At 50.2% G+C, this 18,463-nt stretch carries 15 protein-coding genes; 9 read left to right on the top strand and 6 right to left on the bottom strand.

Going from position 1 to position 18,463, the window contains the following annotated elements; all coding sequences use genetic code 11:
* Window positions 1–3: 3 nt before the first annotated feature.
* Both FEM44_RS19270 and FEM44_RS19265 read right to left on the bottom strand, forming a co-directional pair.
* On the bottom strand, window positions 4–705 hold the full coding sequence (locus FEM44_RS19270) for a fimbrial biogenesis chaperone (protein WP_135522898.1): 702 nt from the start codon (window positions 703–705) through the stop codon (window positions 4–6).
* 90 nt (window positions 706–795) lie between these two features.
* Window positions 796–1,338: a fimbrial protein gene (locus tag FEM44_RS19265; protein WP_138159150.1), complete on the bottom strand. Its 543-nt coding sequence runs from the start codon at window positions 1,336–1,338 to the stop codon at window positions 796–798.
* A 353-nt stretch (window positions 1,339–1,691) separates the two neighbouring features.
* On the opposite strand from FEM44_RS19265, the gene ssuE reads away from it, so the two are divergent.
* From ssuE to ssuB, 5 genes are read left to right on the top strand one after another with little or no spacing between them, the layout of a single operon-like run.
* On the top strand, window positions 1,692–2,267 hold the full coding sequence (ssuE, locus tag FEM44_RS19260) for an NADPH-dependent FMN reductase (RefSeq protein WP_135522900.1): 576 nt from the start codon (window positions 1,692–1,694) through the stop codon (window positions 2,265–2,267).
* Window positions 2,260–3,219: an aliphatic sulfonate ABC transporter substrate-binding protein SsuA gene (ssuA, locus tag FEM44_RS19255; RefSeq protein WP_135522901.1), complete on the top strand. Its 960-nt coding sequence runs from the start codon at window positions 2,260–2,262 to the stop codon at window positions 3,217–3,219. The genes ssuE and ssuA overlap by 8 nt, the downstream gene beginning before the upstream one ends.
* Window positions 3,216–4,361, top strand: a complete 1,146-nt coding sequence (gene ssuD / locus FEM44_RS19250; RefSeq protein ID WP_135522902.1) for an FMNH2-dependent alkanesulfonate monooxygenase — start codon at window positions 3,216–3,218, stop codon at window positions 4,359–4,361. The genes ssuA and ssuD overlap by 4 nt, the downstream gene beginning before the upstream one ends.
* An 11-nt stretch (window positions 4,362–4,372) precedes the next feature.
* On the top strand, window positions 4,373–5,164 hold the full coding sequence (ssuC, locus tag FEM44_RS19245; RefSeq protein WP_135522926.1) for an aliphatic sulfonate ABC transporter permease SsuC: 792 nt from the start codon (window positions 4,373–4,375) through the stop codon (window positions 5,162–5,164).
* On the top strand, window positions 5,161–5,928 hold the full coding sequence (gene ssuB, locus FEM44_RS19240) for an aliphatic sulfonates ABC transporter ATP-binding protein (protein WP_135522903.1): 768 nt from the start codon (window positions 5,161–5,163) through the stop codon (window positions 5,926–5,928). Before ssuC ends, ssuB begins: the two co-directional genes overlap by 4 nt.
* 193 nt (window positions 5,929–6,121) lie before the next feature.
* On the opposite strand, the gene pepN is transcribed toward ssuB, so the two are convergent.
* Window positions 6,122–8,734: an aminopeptidase N gene (gene pepN / locus FEM44_RS19235; RefSeq protein WP_135522904.1), complete on the bottom strand. Its 2,613-nt coding sequence runs from the start codon at window positions 8,732–8,734 to the stop codon at window positions 6,122–6,124.
* Window positions 8,735–8,999: 265 nt separating this feature from the next.
* Between pepN and pncB the strand changes: the two genes are divergently transcribed.
* The 4 genes from pncB to aspC all read left to right on the top strand — a co-directional run bounded on the left by pncB (window position 9,000) and on the right by aspC (window position 14,819).
* Complete coding sequence (gene pncB, locus FEM44_RS19230) at window positions 9,000–10,202, top strand: nicotinate phosphoribosyltransferase (protein WP_135522905.1); 1,203 nt, start codon at window positions 9,000–9,002, stop codon at window positions 10,200–10,202.
* Window positions 10,203–10,371: 169 nt separating this feature from the next.
* Window positions 10,372–11,772, top strand: a complete 1,401-nt coding sequence (gene asnS, locus FEM44_RS19225) for an asparagine--tRNA ligase (RefSeq protein ID WP_135522906.1) — start codon at window positions 10,372–10,374, stop codon at window positions 11,770–11,772.
* 602 nt (window positions 11,773–12,374) lie between these two features.
* On the top strand, window positions 12,375–13,445 hold the full coding sequence (gene ompF / locus FEM44_RS19220; protein WP_135522907.1) for a porin OmpF: 1,071 nt from the start codon (window positions 12,375–12,377) through the stop codon (window positions 13,443–13,445).
* Window positions 13,446–13,628: 183 nt separating this feature from the next.
* Window positions 13,629–14,819: an aspartate transaminase gene (gene aspC / locus FEM44_RS19215; protein ID WP_135522908.1), complete on the top strand. Its 1,191-nt coding sequence runs from the start codon at window positions 13,629–13,631 to the stop codon at window positions 14,817–14,819.
* A gap of 221 nt (window positions 14,820–15,040) precedes the next feature.
* On the opposite strand, the gene gloC is transcribed toward aspC, so the two are convergent.
* From gloC to ldtD, 3 genes are all read right to left on the bottom strand, one after another.
* Complete coding sequence (gene gloC / locus FEM44_RS19210) at window positions 15,041–15,688, bottom strand: hydroxyacylglutathione hydrolase GloC (protein ID WP_130205349.1); 648 nt, start codon at window positions 15,686–15,688, stop codon at window positions 15,041–15,043.
* A gap of 26 nt (window positions 15,689–15,714) precedes the next feature.
* On the bottom strand, window positions 15,715–16,263 hold the full coding sequence (locus FEM44_RS19205) for a YcbK family protein (RefSeq protein WP_130205347.1): 549 nt from the start codon (window positions 16,261–16,263) through the stop codon (window positions 15,715–15,717).
* A 180-nt stretch (window positions 16,264–16,443) separates the two neighbouring features.
* Window positions 16,444–18,291: a L,D-transpeptidase gene (gene ldtD, locus FEM44_RS19200; RefSeq protein WP_135522909.1), complete on the bottom strand. Its 1,848-nt coding sequence runs from the start codon at window positions 18,289–18,291 to the stop codon at window positions 16,444–16,446.
* Window positions 18,292–18,463 lie beyond the last annotated feature (172 nt).

The raw sequence follows: 18,463 nt of genomic DNA, 5'->3' as shown, positions 1-18,463 counted from the left end.
GACTTACGATTTACAGTTGAGTTGCGGCGTTTCCGCCCCATAGTCATTGATTGTTTGGTACGTTACGCTGCTGTTTTTGGCTCCCTTTGGCAGGGAAAATTGATATTTATCAAAGGGGGAAATCATTTGATTTTTAACCGTTTTCCCACCTATTTTCAGGTTGGTAAGGGTAATGAAGTAAGGCGTTGGATTACTGACCATAATCGTGTCGGCTGACGAGGTGCAACGTAGTTTTGCGGGAGCCTCACTAACGGAATATGGTAAACCTTTTGGTCGCCAGAAGAGTTTGATAACACTTTGCGTGGCAATCTTCAGGGTATTGCCCTCTTCCCGCTTTGTTGTGGCAGGAACGGCACGCACACTGGTATAGAAAAGGCTTTCCCTGTCTTTTGCTAACGGTGCACCAATGTACATAATGCGTAACAGATTCTCATTTGCCGGATTCAGCACAAATAGCGGTGGCGTAATAATAAAATCTGCTGATTTTTTATTATCCGGCGTCATCACCCATGACTGAATAAGATAAGCAACATCAGGACTGGTGTTACGCACGCCAAGTGAAATCTGCTCTTCACTTTCAGAATAAACAAGACGCGTGGCGGCAAGTCCTACCCCACCTTTACCTGCTGCCCAGACGGGTACACAGTTTAGTAATATTGCCGTTAAACTTACGGTCACAATTCCCTTTGTTATGCAAGTTTTCATAAATAGTTACTCTTAGATAAAAATAGGAATATCCCCTCCAACCAGATATATTGGAGGGGGTAATAATCAATAAAACACTTAATGGTTTTATTAATAATAGTTAATATGGAAATCCGTTACCGCATTAACATTACCTGCTGTCGCTTTACCGGTAGCAATATAATCAACTTTAAAAGTCACTGTTTGCTCCGCAGAATCCGCTAACTGAATATTTTCAGTTTCCGTACCGGGAGTCACTGCTGTAGTACCATCCGGCATATACATTTGTAGAGCGACATTAGTCGCTGCATCAGTAGAAGCCTGGTTGGCGAATGCTGTAGTCTGAGTGGCGTCAGCCGTACCGCTAAAGGTGAAAGCAGCATTTTTAGTTACAGTAACATCACAGTCTTCTAATGCAATTGGTACATCAGTTTTTACACCGGAGACTGCGCCATTACTTTGCAACTTCGTTGCACTGACATTTGGCAATGTAACTATTGAATCTTTCGTCGCGGCGACCAGCGTACAGGCAGGAGCAATGACTTTACCATTAAACGTTACTGTACCGTCCGTGATGGCATTATCATCAGCCGCCATAACGCTGGAAGTTGCACATACCACAGTTATAAACGCCGTCAATACACTTTTTTTCATCGTTATCATCCTGATCTTTCGTAAATATGATAATGCCTTTAAATGACATCGCACTTAATAATATCAGTAATCAGCCGCTATTTAAATCAAGCGTATTTACGCTAACAAATAAAAACATTTAACTTATAGATTCAGTGAATATAAATTTATGGAGCGTACGAGTAATACATTGATTCAACATAAAACGACAGGTTAATAAATAAATACCAGTGATATGTTAATAACATTCTTTAGTTCATTTTTAGAAAAACATACACAAAAATTATATTTGGCATTTGCTTTTCCCTCCGACAGACTGAGCGAATTGTTATCAATGTTAACAAAACAAGAACAATTGGTTATAAGGAGAGAGTATGCGTGTCATCACCCTGGCAGGAAGTCCTCGCTTTCCTTCTCGCTCCAGCTCTTTGCTGGAATATGCGCGGGAAAAATTGGATGGTCTGGATGTCGAGATTTATCACTGGAATCTGCAAAACTTCGCCCCGGAAGATTTGCTCTATGCCCGTTTCGACAGTCCGGCACTCAAGACCTTCACCGAGCAGTTGCAAGAGGCGGATGGGCTGATTGTCGCCACTCCCGTCTACAAAGCCGCCTATTCCGGTGCACTGAAAACGCTTCTCGACCTGCTACCAGAACGCGCACTGCAAGGAAAAGTGGTGTTGCCGCTGGCGACAGGCGGCACGGTGGCGCATCTACTAGCTGTCGATTACGCCCTTAAACCGGTTTTAAGCGCGCTGAAAGCCCAGGAGATCCTGCACGGTGTGTTTGCCGATGACTCACAGGTGCTTGATTTCCAACATAAGCCGCAGTTCACGCCGAATCTGAAATCCCGTCTTGATACTGCGCTCGATACCTTCTGGCAGGCGCTGCACCGCCGTGATGTCCAGGTTCCTGACCTTCTCTCTCTGCGAGGTAACGCCCATGCGTAATATTTTTAAAGTGGCTCTGGTGGGATTATTCAGCGTCTCTACGCTCGCGATTGCTGCGGAGTCCTCTCCTGAAGCGTTACGGATAGGTTATCAGAAAGGCAGCATCAGCATGGTGCTGGCAAAAAGCCACCAGTTGCTGGAAACACGCTATCCGCAAACCAAAATTTCGTGGGTGGAGTTTCCCGCTGGTCCGCAAATGTTGGAGGCGTTAAACGTCGGCAGTATCGATCTGGGCAGTACGGGGGACATTCCGCCAATTTTTGCTCAGGCCGCCGGGGCTGATTTGGTGTACGTGGGCGTCGAGCCGCCGAAGCCCAAAGCCGAAGTGATTCTGGTGCCAGAAAACAGCCCGATCAAAACTGTGGCTGAACTAAAGGGCCACAAAGTCGCATTTCAGAAAGGTTCCAGTTCGCACAACCTTTTACTGCGCGCCCTGCAACAGGCCGGGCTTAAATTCACCGATATCCAACCCACTTACCTGACGCCCGCCGATGCCCGCGCCGCGTTCCAGCAAGGTAACGTCGACGCCTGGGCCATCTGGGACCCCTACTACTCCGCCGCATTATTACAGGGCGGCGTGCGGGTTCTAAAAGACGGTACCGATCTCAATCAAACAGGATCGTTTTATCTTGCTGCTCGTCCATATGCGGAGAAGAACGGCGCTTTTATTCAGGGCGTACTGGCAACCTTTAGCGAGGCCGATGCCTTAACCCATAGCCAGCGCGAACAAAGCATCGCCCTGTTGGCAAAAACAATGGGTTTACCGGCTCCGGTCATTGCCTCATATCTTGACCATCGCCCCATTACCACCATCAACCCCGTGAGCGCCGAGGTTGCTGCTTTACAGCAACACACTGCCGACCTGTTTTATGAAAATCGTCTGGTGCCGAAAAAAGTCGATATCCGCCAGCGCATCTGGCAGCCCACTCAACTGGAAGGAAAACAATTATGAGTCTGAATATGTTCTGGTTTTTACCCACGCACGGTGACGGTCATTATCTGGGAACGGAAGAAGGCTCTCGCCCGGTTGATCATGGGTATCTGCAACAGATTGCGCAAGCAGCGGATCGTCTTGGCTATACCGGCGTGCTAATCCCAACAGGGCGTTCCTGCGAAGATGCGTGGCTGGTTGCGGCGTCAATGATCCCGGTGACGCAACGGCTGAAGTTTCTCGTCGCCCTGCGCCCCAGCGTGACGTCCCCCACCGTTGCCGCTCGCCAGGCTGCCACGCTTGATCGTCTCTCTAATGGACGCGCGTTGTTTAACCTGGTCACAGGCAGCGATCCGCAAGAGCTGGCAGGCGACGGCGTGTTCCTTGACCATAGCGAACGTTACGAAGCCTCGGCGGAATTTACCCAGGTCTGGCGGCGGTTGTTGCTGGGTGAAACCGTCGATTTCAACGGCAAATACATTCATGTGCGAGGAGCAAAACTGCTCTTTCCACCAATCCAACAGCCGTACCCTCCTCTTTACTTTGGCGGATCGTCCGACGTTGCTCAGGATCTGGCTGCCGAACAGGTTGATCTTTATCTCACCTGGGGCGAACCGCCGGAGCGTGTAAAAGAGAAGATCGAACAAGTGCGGGAAAAAGCCGCCGCGCATGGGCGCAAAATCCGTTTCGGTATTCGTCTGCATGTGATTGTCCGCGAAACCAACGATGAAGCGTGGCAGGCCGCCGAACGGTTAATCTCCCATCTTGATGATGACACCATCTCCAGAGCACAAGCCGCTTTTGCAAGGACGGATTCCGTGGGGCAACAGCGAATGGCGGCGCTGCATAATGGCAAGCGCGACAATCTGGAGATCAGCCCTAATTTATGGGCGGGCGTTGGTTTAGTGCGCGGCGGTGCCGGGACGGCGCTGGTGGGCGATGGTCCTACGGTCGCCGCGCGAATCAACGAATACGCCGCGCTTGGCATCGACAGCTTTGTCCTTTCTGGTTATCCGCATCTGGAAGAAGCGTATCGGGTCGGCGAGTTACTGTTCCCACATCTGGATGTTGCCATCCCGGAAATTCCCCAGCCGCAGCCGCTAAATCTGCAAGGTGAAGCGGTGGCGAATGAGTTTATCCCACGTAAAGTCGCGCAAAGCTAAGGAATAAGATGATGGCAACGCCAGTGAAGAAGTGGTTATTGCGCGTTGCCCCCTGGTTTTTACCGGTGGGCATCGTGGCGGTGTGGCAACTGGCCTCCTCAGTTGGCTGGCTGTCGACACGTATTTTGCCCTCTCCGGAAGGAGTGGTGATGGCATTCTGGACGCTCTCAGCCAGCGGTGAATTGTGGCAACATCTGGCGATCAGTTCCTGGCGGGCGCTGATCGGTTTTTCCATTGGCGGATCGCTGGGATTGATTCTGGGGCTGATTAGCGGTCTGTCACGCTGGGGAGAACGGCTACTGGACACTTCAATTCAGATGTTGCGCAACGTGCCGCATCTGGCGCTGATCCCATTAGTGATTTTATGGTTTGGTATTGATGAGTCCGCAAAGATTTTCCTGGTGGCGCTTGGCACGCTATTCCCTATTTATATCAATACCTGGCACGGCATTCGTAATATCGATCGTGGGCTGGTAGAGATGGCGCGCAGCTATGGCTTATCCGGCGTGCCGCTGTTTATCCATGTGATCCTCCCCGGAGCTCTGCCCTCAATTATGGTCGGTGTGCGCTTTGCGTTAGGTTTGATGTGGCTGACGCTGATTGTTGCCGAAACCATTTCTGCTAATTCCGGCATTGGTTATCTGGCAATGAATGCGCGGGAGTTTCTGCAAACGGACGTGGTGGTAGTTGCCATTATTCTTTACGCCCTGCTCGGCAAACTTGCTGACGTCAGCGCCCAATTATTAGAGCGCGTCTGGCTGCGCTGGAACCCGGCTTATCATTTGAAGGAGGCCACGGTATGAATACTGCACGCTTGAACCAGGGTATGCCACTGCTACTTAATACGGTAAGCAAACATTACGCAGAAAATATCGTCCTGAACCAACTGGATTTGCATATTCCGGCAGGTCAGTTTGTGGCGGTAGTGGGTCGCAGCGGCGGTGGTAAAAGTACCCTGCTGCGCCTTCTGGCTGGTCTGGAAACGCCAACCGCAGGCGATGTGTTAGCGGGCACAACGCCACTTGCCGAAATTCAGGACGATACACGCATGATGTTTCAGGATGCCCGTCTGCTGCCGTGGAAATCGGTGATTGATAACGTTGGGTTAGGCCTTAAAGGCCAGTGGCGCGATGCCGCACGTCGGGCGCTGGCTGCGGTAGGGCTGGAGAATCGTGCGGGAGAATGGCCAGCTGCGCTTTCTGGCGGGCAGAAACAACGTGTGGCGCTGGCCAGGGCGTTGATTCATCGACCAGGTTTATTGTTGCTCGATGAACCGCTTGGCGCGCTGGATGCCCTGACTCGACTGGAGATGCAGGATTTAATTGTGTCACTTTGGCAGGAGCACGGCTTTACCGTCCTGCTGGTGACGCATGATGTTAGCGAATCGGTTGCAATGGCTGACCGGGTGCTGTTGATTGAAGAAGGAAAAATTGGTCTGGATTTAACAGTAGATATTCCCCGTCCGCGCCGGTTAGGGTCGGTACGATTAGCGGAACTGGAAGCGGAAGTGTTGCAGCGGGTGATGCAGCGTGGGCATTCTGAACAACCGATTCGGCGTCATGGTTAATATGCCGGATGCGGCGCATAAAACCAGAAATTTCAACAGGTTTGTAGGCCTGATAAGACGCGTCAAGCGTCGCATCAGGCAGTTGGACACGGTTGCCTGATGCGGCGTGAATGAACTGAACCACAAAACCAGCAATTTCAACGGGTTTGTAGGCCTGATAAGACGCGTCAGCGTCGCATCAGGCATGTTTGTATCAAGCCAGAGCTTTAGTTATTTTCTCGTACAGATCGCCAGAGAGATTTTCCAGCCCTTTTAACTGCTCCAGCGCCGCGCGCATTTTCGCCTGGCGTTTGGCATCGTAGCGTTTCAGGCGAATCAACGGTTCAATCAAACGCGAAGCCACCTGCGGGTTACGACTGTTCAGGTCGGTAAGCATTTCCACCAGGAACTGGTAACCGCTGCCATCTTCGGCATGGAACGCTGCCGGGTTGCTGCCCGCAAACGCACCAATCAACGAACGAATGCGGTTCGGGTTACTCATGGTAAATGAGCGATGCTGCAACAGACCACGCACCGTCTCCAGCACATTCGCCGCCGGGCTGGTGGCTTGCAGGATAAACCATTTATCCATCACCAGACCGTCCTGATGCCACTTATCGTCGTACTCCTGCATCAGCGCGTCACGACATGGTAACTGCGCAGCAACCGCCGCCGAGAGCGCCGCCAACGCATCGGTCATATTGTTGGCTTCGTGGAACTGCTTGCTCACCAGCACGTCAGCCAGATGCGTTTCACCAAAAGCAAGGAAGCGCAGGCAGGCATTACGCAGAGTACGTTTCGCAATATCTTCATGCTCAACGCGGTACTCGCTCTGGTAATTCACGTTGTAAATAGCCAGCAACTCATCCACCAGTTCAGTCGCCAGAGTACGGGTGAGAGCTTCGCGCACTTCAGCAATGGCAATCGGGTCGATGATATCAAACAGTTCTGCCATCTCATTGACGGAAGGCAGCGTCAGGATTTCTGCCGCCAGCGCCGGGTCGATCTTCTCATCGAGCAGCACCGCACGGAAAGCGTCTGCAACATGTGCTGGCAGAGATAGCGGCTGCCCTTGCTGATGACGGGCGACGTTCAATTTGATGTAGGTTGCAAGCAGGCTTTGCGCGGCATCCCAACGAGAGAAATCATTACGTGCATGGCGCATCAGGAAGGTCAGTTGCTGATCGCTCCATTTATATTCCAGTTTCACCGGTGCGGAAAATTCGCACAGCAGCGCAGGCACAGGCTGGAAGTAGACGTTATCAAAAACAAAAGTCTGTTCCGCCTGAGTGACATTCAGCACCGAATTGACCGGATGACCGTCCTTCTGCAACGGGATTACTTTGCCCTCGTTGTCATACAATTCAATAGCAAACGGAATATGCAGCGGCTGTTTTTCAGCCTGATCCGGCGTGGCTGGTGTGCGCTGGCTAATGGTCAGAGTGTACTGCTCAGTTTCCGGATTGTAGTCGTCTTTAACGGTCACAATCGGCGTACCGGACTGACTGTACCAGCGACGGAAATGGGAAAGATCGACATTTGACGCATCTTCCATCGCCTGAACAAAATCGTCGCAGGTCGCAGCACTACCATCATGACGCTCGAAATAGAGCTGCATCCCTTTCTGGAAGTTTTCTTCGCCCAGCAGGGTGTGGATCATACGAATCACTTCCGCGCCCTTCTCGTAAACGGTCAGGGTGTAGAAGTTGTTCATTTCAATGACCATATCCGGACGGATTGGGTGAGCCATTGGACTGGCGTCTTCCGCAAACTGCAACCCGCGCATGGTGCGTACGTTGTTGATACGGTTAACTGCGCGGGAACCAAGGTCAGAACTGAACTCCTGATCGCGGAAAACGGTCAAGCCTTCTTTCAGACTGAGCTGGAACCAGTCACGGCAGGTAACGCGGTTACCGGTCCAGTTATGGAAATATTCATGACCGATGACACGCTCGATGTCGAGATAATCTTTGTCGGTTGCGGTGTCGGTACGCGCCAGCACATATTTGGAGTTAAAGATATTAAGGCCTTTATTCTCCATTGCACCCATGTTGAAGAAATCCACTGCAACGATCATATAAATGTCGAGGTCATATTCCAGACCAAAGCGTTCTTCATCCCACTTCATGGAGTTTTTCAGCGAGGTCATCGCCCACGGCGCACGGTCAAGATTGCCGCGATCCACATACAACTCCAGCGCCACTTCGCGACCGGAGCGGGTAGTGAAGGTGTCACGAAGTACATCGAAGTCACCTGCTACCAGCGCAAACAGATAACTCGGTTTCGGGAATGGGTCCTGCCACTGTACCCAGTGACGCCCATTTTCCAGTTCGCCTTGCGCAACACGGTTACCATTGGAAAGCAAGAACGGGTATTTGGTTTTATCAGCAATAATTTTGGTGGTAAAACGCGCCAGCACATCCGGGCGATCGAGATAGTACGTAATATGCCGGAAACCTTCAGCTTCACACTGGGTGCAGAGCGCATCGCCTGACTGATAAAGCCCTTCCAGCGCAGTGTTAGACGCCGGGCTAATTTCATTAACAATCTTGAGCGTAAAACGTTCCGGTAAATTACTGATGATCAGTGCGCCCTCTTCTTCTTTCCAGGCTGTCCACGGCTCACCGTTAATATGAATAGAGACCAGTTTAAGGTCTTCGCCGTCCAGACGAAGCGGAGCATCGGATGCACCATGACGGACAGCCTGGCTGATCGCGGTAACCACCGTCTTTTGCGCGTTCAGGTCAAAGGTCAAGTCAATATCAGTAATCTGGTAATCCGGCGCACGGTAGTCGTGACGGTATTTGGCTTGTGGCTGTTGAGTCATAAATAACCTTTAGCATCTTTTATAGAGTCAGGTGTTCAGTCTATTCCTGTTGCATAAATCTCGCTACGCAGAATCTTCATCTTTTCAGGTACAAACGCTTTTATTGCTACATTTTTATAACATACAGCGCGCAATGCCATCGACCATAAAGGTGGCATATGGTGTGATCGGGGTTCAATAAATTGCGAAACAAGGTATACTCCAGCAGTTCCTGAAGATGTTTATTGTACTAAACGCTCCCGTACGAGGACGCTACTGCGCACCTATGACACAATTCGCTTCTCCTGTTCTGCACTCGTTGCTGGATACAGATGCTTATAAGTTGCATATGCAGCAAGCCGTGTTTCATCACTATTATGATGTGCATGTCGCGGCGGAGTTTCGTTGCCGAGGTGACGATCTGCTGGGTATTTATGCCGATGCTATTCGTGAACAGGTTCAGGCGATGCAGCACCTGCGCCTGCAAGATGATGAATATCAATGGCTCTCTGCCCTGCCTTTTTTTAAGGCCGACTATCTCAACTGGCTGCGCGAGTTCCGCTTTAACCCGGAACAGGTCACCGTCACCAACGATAACGGTAAGCTGGATATTCGTTTAAGCGGCCCGTGGCGTGAAGTCATCCTCTGGGAAGTTCCTCTGCTGGCGGTCATCAGTGAACTGGTACATCGCTATCGCTCACCGCAGGCCGACGTTGCGCAAGCTCTCGATACGCTGGAAAGCAAATTAGTCGACTTTTCGGCATTAACTGCCGATCTCGAGATGTCGCGCTTCCATCTGATGGATTTCGGCACTCGCCGCCGTTTTTCCCGCGAAGTACAAGAAACCATCGTTAAACGTTTGCAACAGGAACCCTGGTTCGTTGGCACCAGTAATTACGATCTGGCGCGTCGACTTTCCCTCACACCGATGGGAACGCAGGCGCATGAATGGTTCCAGGCGCATCAACAAATCAGCCCGAATCTTGCCAACAGCCAACGTGCCGCCCTTGCCGCATGGCTGGAAGAATATCCTGACCAACTTGGCATTGCGTTAACCGACTGCATTACTATGGATGCTTTTCTGCGTGATTTCGGCGTGGAATTTGCCAGTCGTTACCAGGGACTTCGCCATGATTCCGGGGACCCGGTAGAATGGGGCGAAAAAGCTATTGCACATTATGAGAAGCTGGGAATTGATCCGCAGAGCAAAACGCTGGTTTTCTCTGATAATCTGGATTTACGCAAAGCGGTCGAGCTTTATCGCCACTTCTCTTCCCGTGTGCAATTAAGTTTTGGTATCGGTACACGCCTGACATGCGATATTCCCCAGGTCAAACCACTGAATATTGTGATTAAGCTGGTGGAGTGTAACGGTAAACCGGTGGCGAAACTTTCTGACAGTCCTGGCAAAACTATCTGCCACGACAAAGCGTTTGTCCGTGCGCTGCGTAAAGCGTTCGACCTTCCGCACATTAAAAAAGCCAGTTAATATCATCAGGGAGCCATAACGGCTCCCTTTTTTGCCTTTTATTCCGAAATCTTTTGTCCCATCTGCGAATTCTGCTTGTCTGATTGCAGATGCCAGGTAACATAGGTATCCCCCCCATTGACGGGTGGACAAGTGTTTATTTTTTCCGACTATTAACAGAGAGAATATTATGAGCGTTGTGCCTGTAGCCGACGTACTCCAGGGCCGCGTAGCCGTTGACAGCGAAGTCACCGTGCGCGGATGGGTACGTACCCGCCGAGATTCAAAAGCTGGCATCTCCTTCCTCGCCGTTTATGACGGTTCCTGCTTTGATCCTGTACAGGCTGTCATCAATAATTCTCTGCCCAATTACAATGAAGACGTCCTGCGTCTGACCACCGGTTGCTCGGTCATTGTGACGGGTAAAGTCGTGGCGTCGCCGGGCCAGGGGCAACAATTTGAAATTCAGGCCAGCAACGTTGAAGTCGCTGGTTGGGTTGAAGATCCAGATACTTACCCGATGGCAGCAAAACGCCACAGCATTGAGTATCTGCGTGAAGTCGCTCACCTGCGTCCGCGTACCAACCTGATTGGCGCTGTTGCGCGCGTTCGCCACACGCTGGCACAGGCGCTGCATCGCTTCTTTAACGAGCAGGGATTCTTCTGGGTTTCAACGCCACTGATTACCGCATCTGATACCGAAGGCGCTGGCGAAATGTTCCGCGTTTCAACGCTGGATCTGGAAAACCTACCACGTAACGATCAGGGCAAAGTGGATTTCGACAAAGACTTCTTCGGTAAAGAGTCTTTCCTGACCGTATCTGGCCAGTTGAACGGCGAAACCTACGCTTGCGCATTGTCCAAAATTTATACCTTTGGCCCGACTTTCCGTGCAGAAAACTCCAACACCAGCCGTCACCTGGCGGAATTCTGGATGCTGGAGCCAGAAGTCGCGTTTGCTAACCTGAACGATATCGCCGGTCTGGCTGAAGCCATGCTGAAATACGTCTTCAAAGCGGTTCTCGAAGAACGCGCTGACGATATGAAATTCTTCGCTGAACGCGTAGATAAAGATGCCGTTTCACGTCTGGAACGCTTCATTGACGCAGACTTCGCCCAGGTTGATTACACCGAAGCAGTGACCATTCTCGAAAACTGCGGCAGGAAGTTTGAAAACCCGGTTTACTGGGGCGTGGATCTCTCTTCCGAGCATGAACGTTACCTGGCAGAAGAACACTTTAAAGCGCCGGTAGTCGTGAAAAACTATCCGAAAGACATTAAAGCGTTCTACATGCGCCTTAACGAAGACGGTAAAACCGTTGCAGCAATGGACGTTCTGGCCCCGGGCATCGGTGAGATCATTGGTGGCTCGCAGCGTGAAGAGCGTCTGGACGTGCTGGATGAGCGTATGCTGGAGATGGGCCTGAACAAAGAAGATTACTGGTGGTATCGCGATCTGCGTCGCTACGGTACTGTTCCACATTCCGGTTTCGGTCTTGGCTTTGAACGCCTCATTGCCTACGTGACCGGCGTACAGAACGTGCGTGACGTGATTCCTTTCCCACGTACCCCGCGTAACGCCAGCTTCTAATTCACTTCCTGAAAGAGCCAGCGCACGCTGGCTCTTTTTTATCCCCTTCTGTCAAGTTATCTGTTTGTTAAGTCAATCAATCTATTTGCAACCCCTCAAGGCCCCTCTTCCTGTTACGGAATATTTCTCTGAAATATTTGCGAACAAAAAATTAACCCACAGTCTTATTGCGGATTAGCAATTTCTTAGCTGATAGCACAATTTTTATACTTATTTTTGGCTTTCTGGACGCCTGAAAGCGTGATTCAGTGAGGCTGCGGGGAAAAATGATCAGAAAGAAAATTTTCGTTTAGTTAATTTAAATATAAGGAAATCATATAAATAGATCAAATCCACTGCAAATATCATTAAAGTCCAATGGAAATATGACGGCGTTCACAAAGTTCCTTAAATTTTACTATTGGTTACACATTTTTGCTTTTTGTAACTACATCTTTATCTTTGTAGCACTTTCACGGTAGCGAAACGTTAGTTTGAATGGAAAGATGCCTGCAGATACATAAAACACCAAACTCTCATCAATAGTTCCGTAAAGATTCATTGACAGAATTTATTGGCGGCAGTGGCAGGTGTTATAAAAAAAACCATGAGGGTAATAAATAATGATGAAGCGCAATATTCTGGCAGTGATTGTCCCTGCTCTGTTAGTAGCAGGTACTGCAAACGCTGCAGAAATCTATAACAAAGATGGCAACAAAGTAGATCTGTACGGCAAAGCTGTCGGTCTGCATTATTTTTCCAAGGATAACGGTGAAAACAGTTACGGTGGCAATGGTGACATGACCTATGCCCGTCTTGGTTTTAAAGGGGAAACTCAAATCAATTCCGATCTGACCGGTTACGGTCAGTGGGAATACAACTTCCAGGGTAACAACTCTGAAGGTGCTGACGCTCAAACTGGCAACAAAACCCGTCTGGCATTCGCTGGTCTGAAATACGCTGACGTAGGTTCTTTCGATTACGGTCGTAACTATGGTGTTGTTTATGACGCACTGGGCTACACCGATATGCTGCCAGAGTTCGGTGGTGATACCGCATACAGCGATGACTTCTTCGTTGGTCGTGTTGGCGGCGTTGCAACTTACCGTAACTCCAACTTCTTTGGTCTGGTTGACGGCCTGAACTTTGCTGTTCAGTACCTGGGTAAAAACGAACGTGACACCGCACGTCGTTCTAACGGCGACGGTGTTGGCGGCTCCATCAGCTACGAATTCGAAGGCTTTGGTATCGTTGGTGCTTATGGTGCTGCTGACCGCACCAACTTGCAAGAAGCTCAGCCTCTCGGCCAGGGTAAAAAAGCTGAACAGTGGGCAACTGGCCTGAAGTATGATGCAAATAACATCTACCTGGCAGCGAACTACGGTGAAACCCGTAACGCCACCCCGATCACTGGCGGCTTTGCCAACAAAACGCAAGACGTTCTATTAGTTGCGCAATACCAGTTTGACTTTGGTCTGCGTCCGTCCATCGCTTACACCAAATCTAAAGCAAAAGACGTAGAAGGCATCGGTGATGTTGATCTGGTGAACTACGTTGAAGTGGGCGCAACCTACTACTTCAACAAAAACATGTCCACCTATGTTGACTACATCATCAACCAGATCGATTCTGACAACAAACTGGGCGTAGGTTCTGATGATACCGTTGCTGTAGGTATCGTTTACCAGTTCTAATAGCAGACCTCTTTGTTAAATGCCGAAAAAACAGGACTTTGGTCCTGTTTTTTTATGCCTTCCAGAGCAATCTCACGTCTTGAAAAAACAGCCTGCGTTTTCATCAGTAATAGTTGGAATTTTGTAAATCTCCCGTTACCCTGATAGCGGACTTCCCTTCTGTAACCATAATGGAACCTCGTCATGTTTGAGAACATTACCGCCGCTCCTGCCGACCCGATTCTGGGCCTGGCCGATCTGTTTCGTGCCGATGAACGTCCCGGCAAAATTAACCTCGGGATTGGTGTCTATAAAGATGAGACGGGCAAAACCCCGGTATTGACCAGCGTTAAAAAGGCTGAACAGTATCTGCTCGAAAATGAAACCACCAAAAACTACCTCGGCATTGACGGTATTCCTGAATTTGGTCGTTGTACCCAGGAACTGCTGTTTGGTAAAGGTAGCGCCTTAATCAATGACAAACGCGCACGTACAGCCCAGACCCCAGGTGGTACCGGTGCATTACGTGTAGCCGCCGATTTCCTGGCAAAAAATACCAGCGTTAAGCGCGTGTGGGTGAGCAACCCAAGCTGGCCAAACCATAAGAGCGTATTTAACTCTGCGGGTCTGGAAGTTCGTGAATACGCTTATTACGATGCGGAAAATCACACTCTGGACTTCGACGCTTTAGTTAACAGTCTGAACGAAGCTCAGGCTGGTGACGTTGTCCTGTTCCACGGCTGCTGCCATAACCCTACCGGCATCGATCCTACACTGGAGCAATGGCAAACACTGGCGCAGCTTTCTGTTGAGAAAGGCTGGCTGCCGCTATTTGACTTCGCTTACCAGGGTTTCGCCCGTGGTCTGGAAGAGGATGCTGAAGGTCTGCGCGCTTTCGCGGCTCTGCATAAAGAGCTGATCGTCGCCAGTTCCTACTCTAAGAACTTTGGCCTGTATAACGAGCGTGTTGGCGCTTGTACTCTGGTTGCCACAGACAGTGAAACTGTCGATCGTGCATTCAGCCAGATGAAAGCAGTAATTCGCGCAAACTATTCTAACCCACCGGCTCACGGGGCTTCGGTTGTTGCTACGATCCTGAGCAACGAGGCTTTGCGTGCGATCTGGGAACAAGAGCTGACCGATATGCGCCAGCGCATTCAGCGTATGCGTCAGTTATTTGTTAATACACTGCAGGAGAAAGGCGCAAACCGCGACTTTAGCTTTATCATCAAACAGAATGGTATGTTCTCTTTCAGTGGCCTGACAAAAGAACAGGTACTGCGTCTGCGTGAAGAGTTTGGCGTGTATGCTGTTGCTTCTGGTCGCGTAAACGTGGCCGGAATGACGCCAGATAACATGGCGCCGCTGTGCGAAGCGATTGTGGCTGTGCTGTAAGCGTTAAAACCAATGAAGCCCGTTGAAAGCGGGCTGAGACTGATGATAAACGCAACATTGCCTGATGCGCTACGCTTATCAGGCCTACGCATCCCCTGCAATATTTTGAATTTGCACTAATTTGTAGGCTGGATAAGGCGTTTACGCCGCATCCGGCATAAACAAAGCGCACTTTGCCAGAAATCCAGGCCCGCATTGAAAGCGGGCTTTTTTATGTGCTTTTACCAGACGGGCATTTCGTCTTGCAGGAAGGGATTATGCAGGCGCTCATAACCAAGAGTGGATAATGGTCCGTGACCCGGAATAAATGTCACGTCATCCCCCAATGGCAGCAATTTATCTTTGATTGAAGAAATCAGTTGATTGTGATCGCCCCGTGGGAAGTCACTGCGCCCTACTCCGCCTTTAAAAAGGACGTCGCCAGAAATCAACAGTTTTGCCTGATTATCAAAGAAAACCACATGGCCTGGCGTATGCCCTGGGCAATGTAACACCTGTAAAGTCACATTCCCTATGCTGATAGTGTCGCCTTCATTCAGCCAGCGATCTGGCGTTAATGGCTGACACTCTTCCAGGCCAAACATGCGACTCTGCGCAGGCAAGCCTTGCAGCCAGAACTCATCTTCTTTTTCCGGGCCAAGCACTGGCACGCCGTAATGTTGTGCCAGTTCCGCCGCTGCGCCAACGTGGTCCAGATGACCATGCGTCAGCAGGATCTGCATTAGCGTCAGTCCGCTGGCGTCAACTTCCTGTTTGATTTTTTCCGCATCGCCGCCCGGATCGACCAGTGCGGCCAGGCGAGTTTGCTCACACCAGATCAATGAACAGTTCTGGGAAAATGCGGTGACCGGAATAATACGATAGTTCATACTGCCCCTGTTTCGTTAAGCGATTGTTACCAATGCCGCGCTGGCCCGGTATCAATATGCACAAAGTTACTGCGTGGGTAATATCCTACACCACCTGCGCGCATAGATAACGCTGCTTTGCGTATATTGCTTAACGCAATACCTTCGATATGGAAGTCCATCGCCTGCCCTTTAGTGTGATAGCTTTTCTTTGCTACTCCACGGCTGTGGGCGCGTAATTCATTATTGGTGTCAATAGAACGGTAGCCAGAAATGAGCTGTACTGGCTTGCGAGTGCCTAACAACCCTTGCAGGCGATATAACTGGTCGAATAATCCTGGGTCGATGGACCTTATTTTGTTCGCGCGGAAATCGCGGAAAAAATGGTTTAGTTTTGCCAATTCTTCCTGAATATAGCCTCTGCCATCGAAAAACTCCGCCTTAATTGACTCTCCGGTATGGAGATTGTTAAGTGTCAAAATGCGCGGACGTGGGGTAGAGAGTGTCGCAAATGAAGGCGTCGGCAGGATGGCGGCACCAAGTGCAACGCCACCAAGCGCCAGTAGTTTGCGGCGATTAGCGTCGAATTTGTCCATGATAATCAAGTCTACAGGTCAATGTTATCGTTTATATGCACTTCTGGCGCACAAGAGGCACCTTAACCGCCCATAAAGCTGACGTCAAGATGACTCACCCCCAGCAGCGACGGGGACTACAGAGAATAGCCCCCGAACATGCCAATTATTACGACAACAGATTTTCCCGAACTACTTCATTTATCTGATTAATTGTTCCGCTTTTGAGACAATTTGCGAGCTGGATCGTGCAGGCAGATCATAATTGTAAATATCTGTACGATATTGGGTACGACCATCTGCACCAACAAAGGCGGTCAGATAGTAAAGATTAACCGGTATCGATTGACGAATATTAACGTAACGGGTATCACCCCGCTTCAGAGCATCGGAGATACGCTTGTCATTCCAGCCAGCATCCTGCAGCAGCATATTTGCCAGATCCGACGCCTTATTCACCCGCACACAGCCAGAACTCAACGCGCGCGTTTCACGTTTGAAAAGATTGTGATTCGGCGTGTCATGCAAATAGATAGCGTCTGAACTCGGCATATTAAATTTATACCGTCCTAGCGAATTTCGCGGGCCAGGAGCTTGCTGGAAGCGGAACGGCAAATTCGATGCTGTGATCGTCGACCAGTCAATCTGCCACGGGTCAAGCGCATCTTTGCTGTTCCAGCCGCGCATAACCGTATAGCCATGGCTTTCAAGATAACCAGGATCGTTACGCACCTTTGGCAGAATATCTTTGCGTGCCAGCGTCGGTGGTACGTTCCACGGCGGGTTTACCACCACATTGTTTAAGGCACTGCTCATCATCGGCGTTTTGCGATCGGGACGACCGACAATGACCCGTGAATCCAGCACTTGATTACCGTTCTGATAATAGACCAGCGAATAGGCCGGAATGTTAACCATGATGCCAGTAGAAAGCTCGGATGGCAGCAAACGCAATCGCTGGATATTGAGCGCCAGCACGCCCGCTCGCTGTGCAGGCGTGACGTTTAACCAGTCTCGCGTTGCCGGGCCAATGGAGCCATCTGCCCCTAAGCCTTGCCATGTCTGAAAACGTTTCACAGCTTCCACCAGCTCATTATCATAGGCAGCTCGGACGGCTGGCGCAGGTTTACTGCGAGCTGTAGTTTGCTTATCCATCGGCTTAGTTTCGACTGTTTCGATTGCAGCGGCAGACGGACTAACTACCGCGCCTGTCGATGTTTCATCACCCGGCAGTGCTATTTTCGGCCCACCTTCGAGCATACCTGTACGCTGCAAAATCTCGCGCAGCGCCGGGACGTCGTTACTCCATTGACCAGGGCGTAGCGTTGCTTTACCGGTCAGTTGCGGCCACGGTTTGGAATCACTCAATAAGGTCAGCAAAGATTCATGCATTGCTGAATATTGCGGATGCTGTGGTGCCAACCCTGAGACAAACGTGGTCAATTGACCGTTATCCAGCGCCACCTGCCAATGGTTAATGACCGAGAGCGGCGGTGTTGAGAGCGCATAAGGTTTACTACTGTACAGCCAGCGGGTACCTTTGACCGGAATGTTTGCGACGAAATGGAGATACCCCATCATTGCATCCGATAGCACCACATCGCGCGCCATACCGTTAACGCCAGGGTCAGTCAGTAACTCCACCCATTTGTTAAACTGCGGTTGAAAACCGGCAATCGCCACTTCCGCCAACTGCTGCTGGAAAGCTTTAACTGCATCACGATTTTCCCACATCGGCTGCATATCGCGTGCTGCATACAAGAGTTGAAGCTGGTTAAGATAAACCGGCTTATAACCTGCAGGTAATTGTGATTCAATTTGCGTGCGGGCCTTTTCTGCCGCACCTTCAGGTAGCGGTTGGATCCCCGCCATTATTGCCGTGGCTTGCGCCTGCGGCAGTACATCTCCCTGTTCACTTACAGCCACCGGGCTGTCACCAGGGATAACCTCAGGCTCATCAGCCTGCACACTGAACAGTGGAGCGAATGTTACGGCCAGGCACAAACTGATTGCCGAAAGCCGACGACCACACATCATGTTAAGCAACATCCCTTGCCCCCTGTTTTTATCATACTCTGAATAGCCAGGCTGTTTTATCTTAACTGCCTTTACAACGCCAATACTCATGAAAGTATGACGAGCAAGCCTGTTACTTATCAGGCTTACCTTCAGTATATAAACGTCGGTACGTTTTTACACAACCTAATGTAAAGAAGTTTAA

This window comes from Escherichia sp. E4742, assembly GCF_005843885.1.
Lineage (GTDB): Bacteria > Pseudomonadota > Gammaproteobacteria > Enterobacterales > Enterobacteriaceae > Escherichia.
This window is presented reverse-complemented; position numbering and strand designations above follow the sequence as displayed.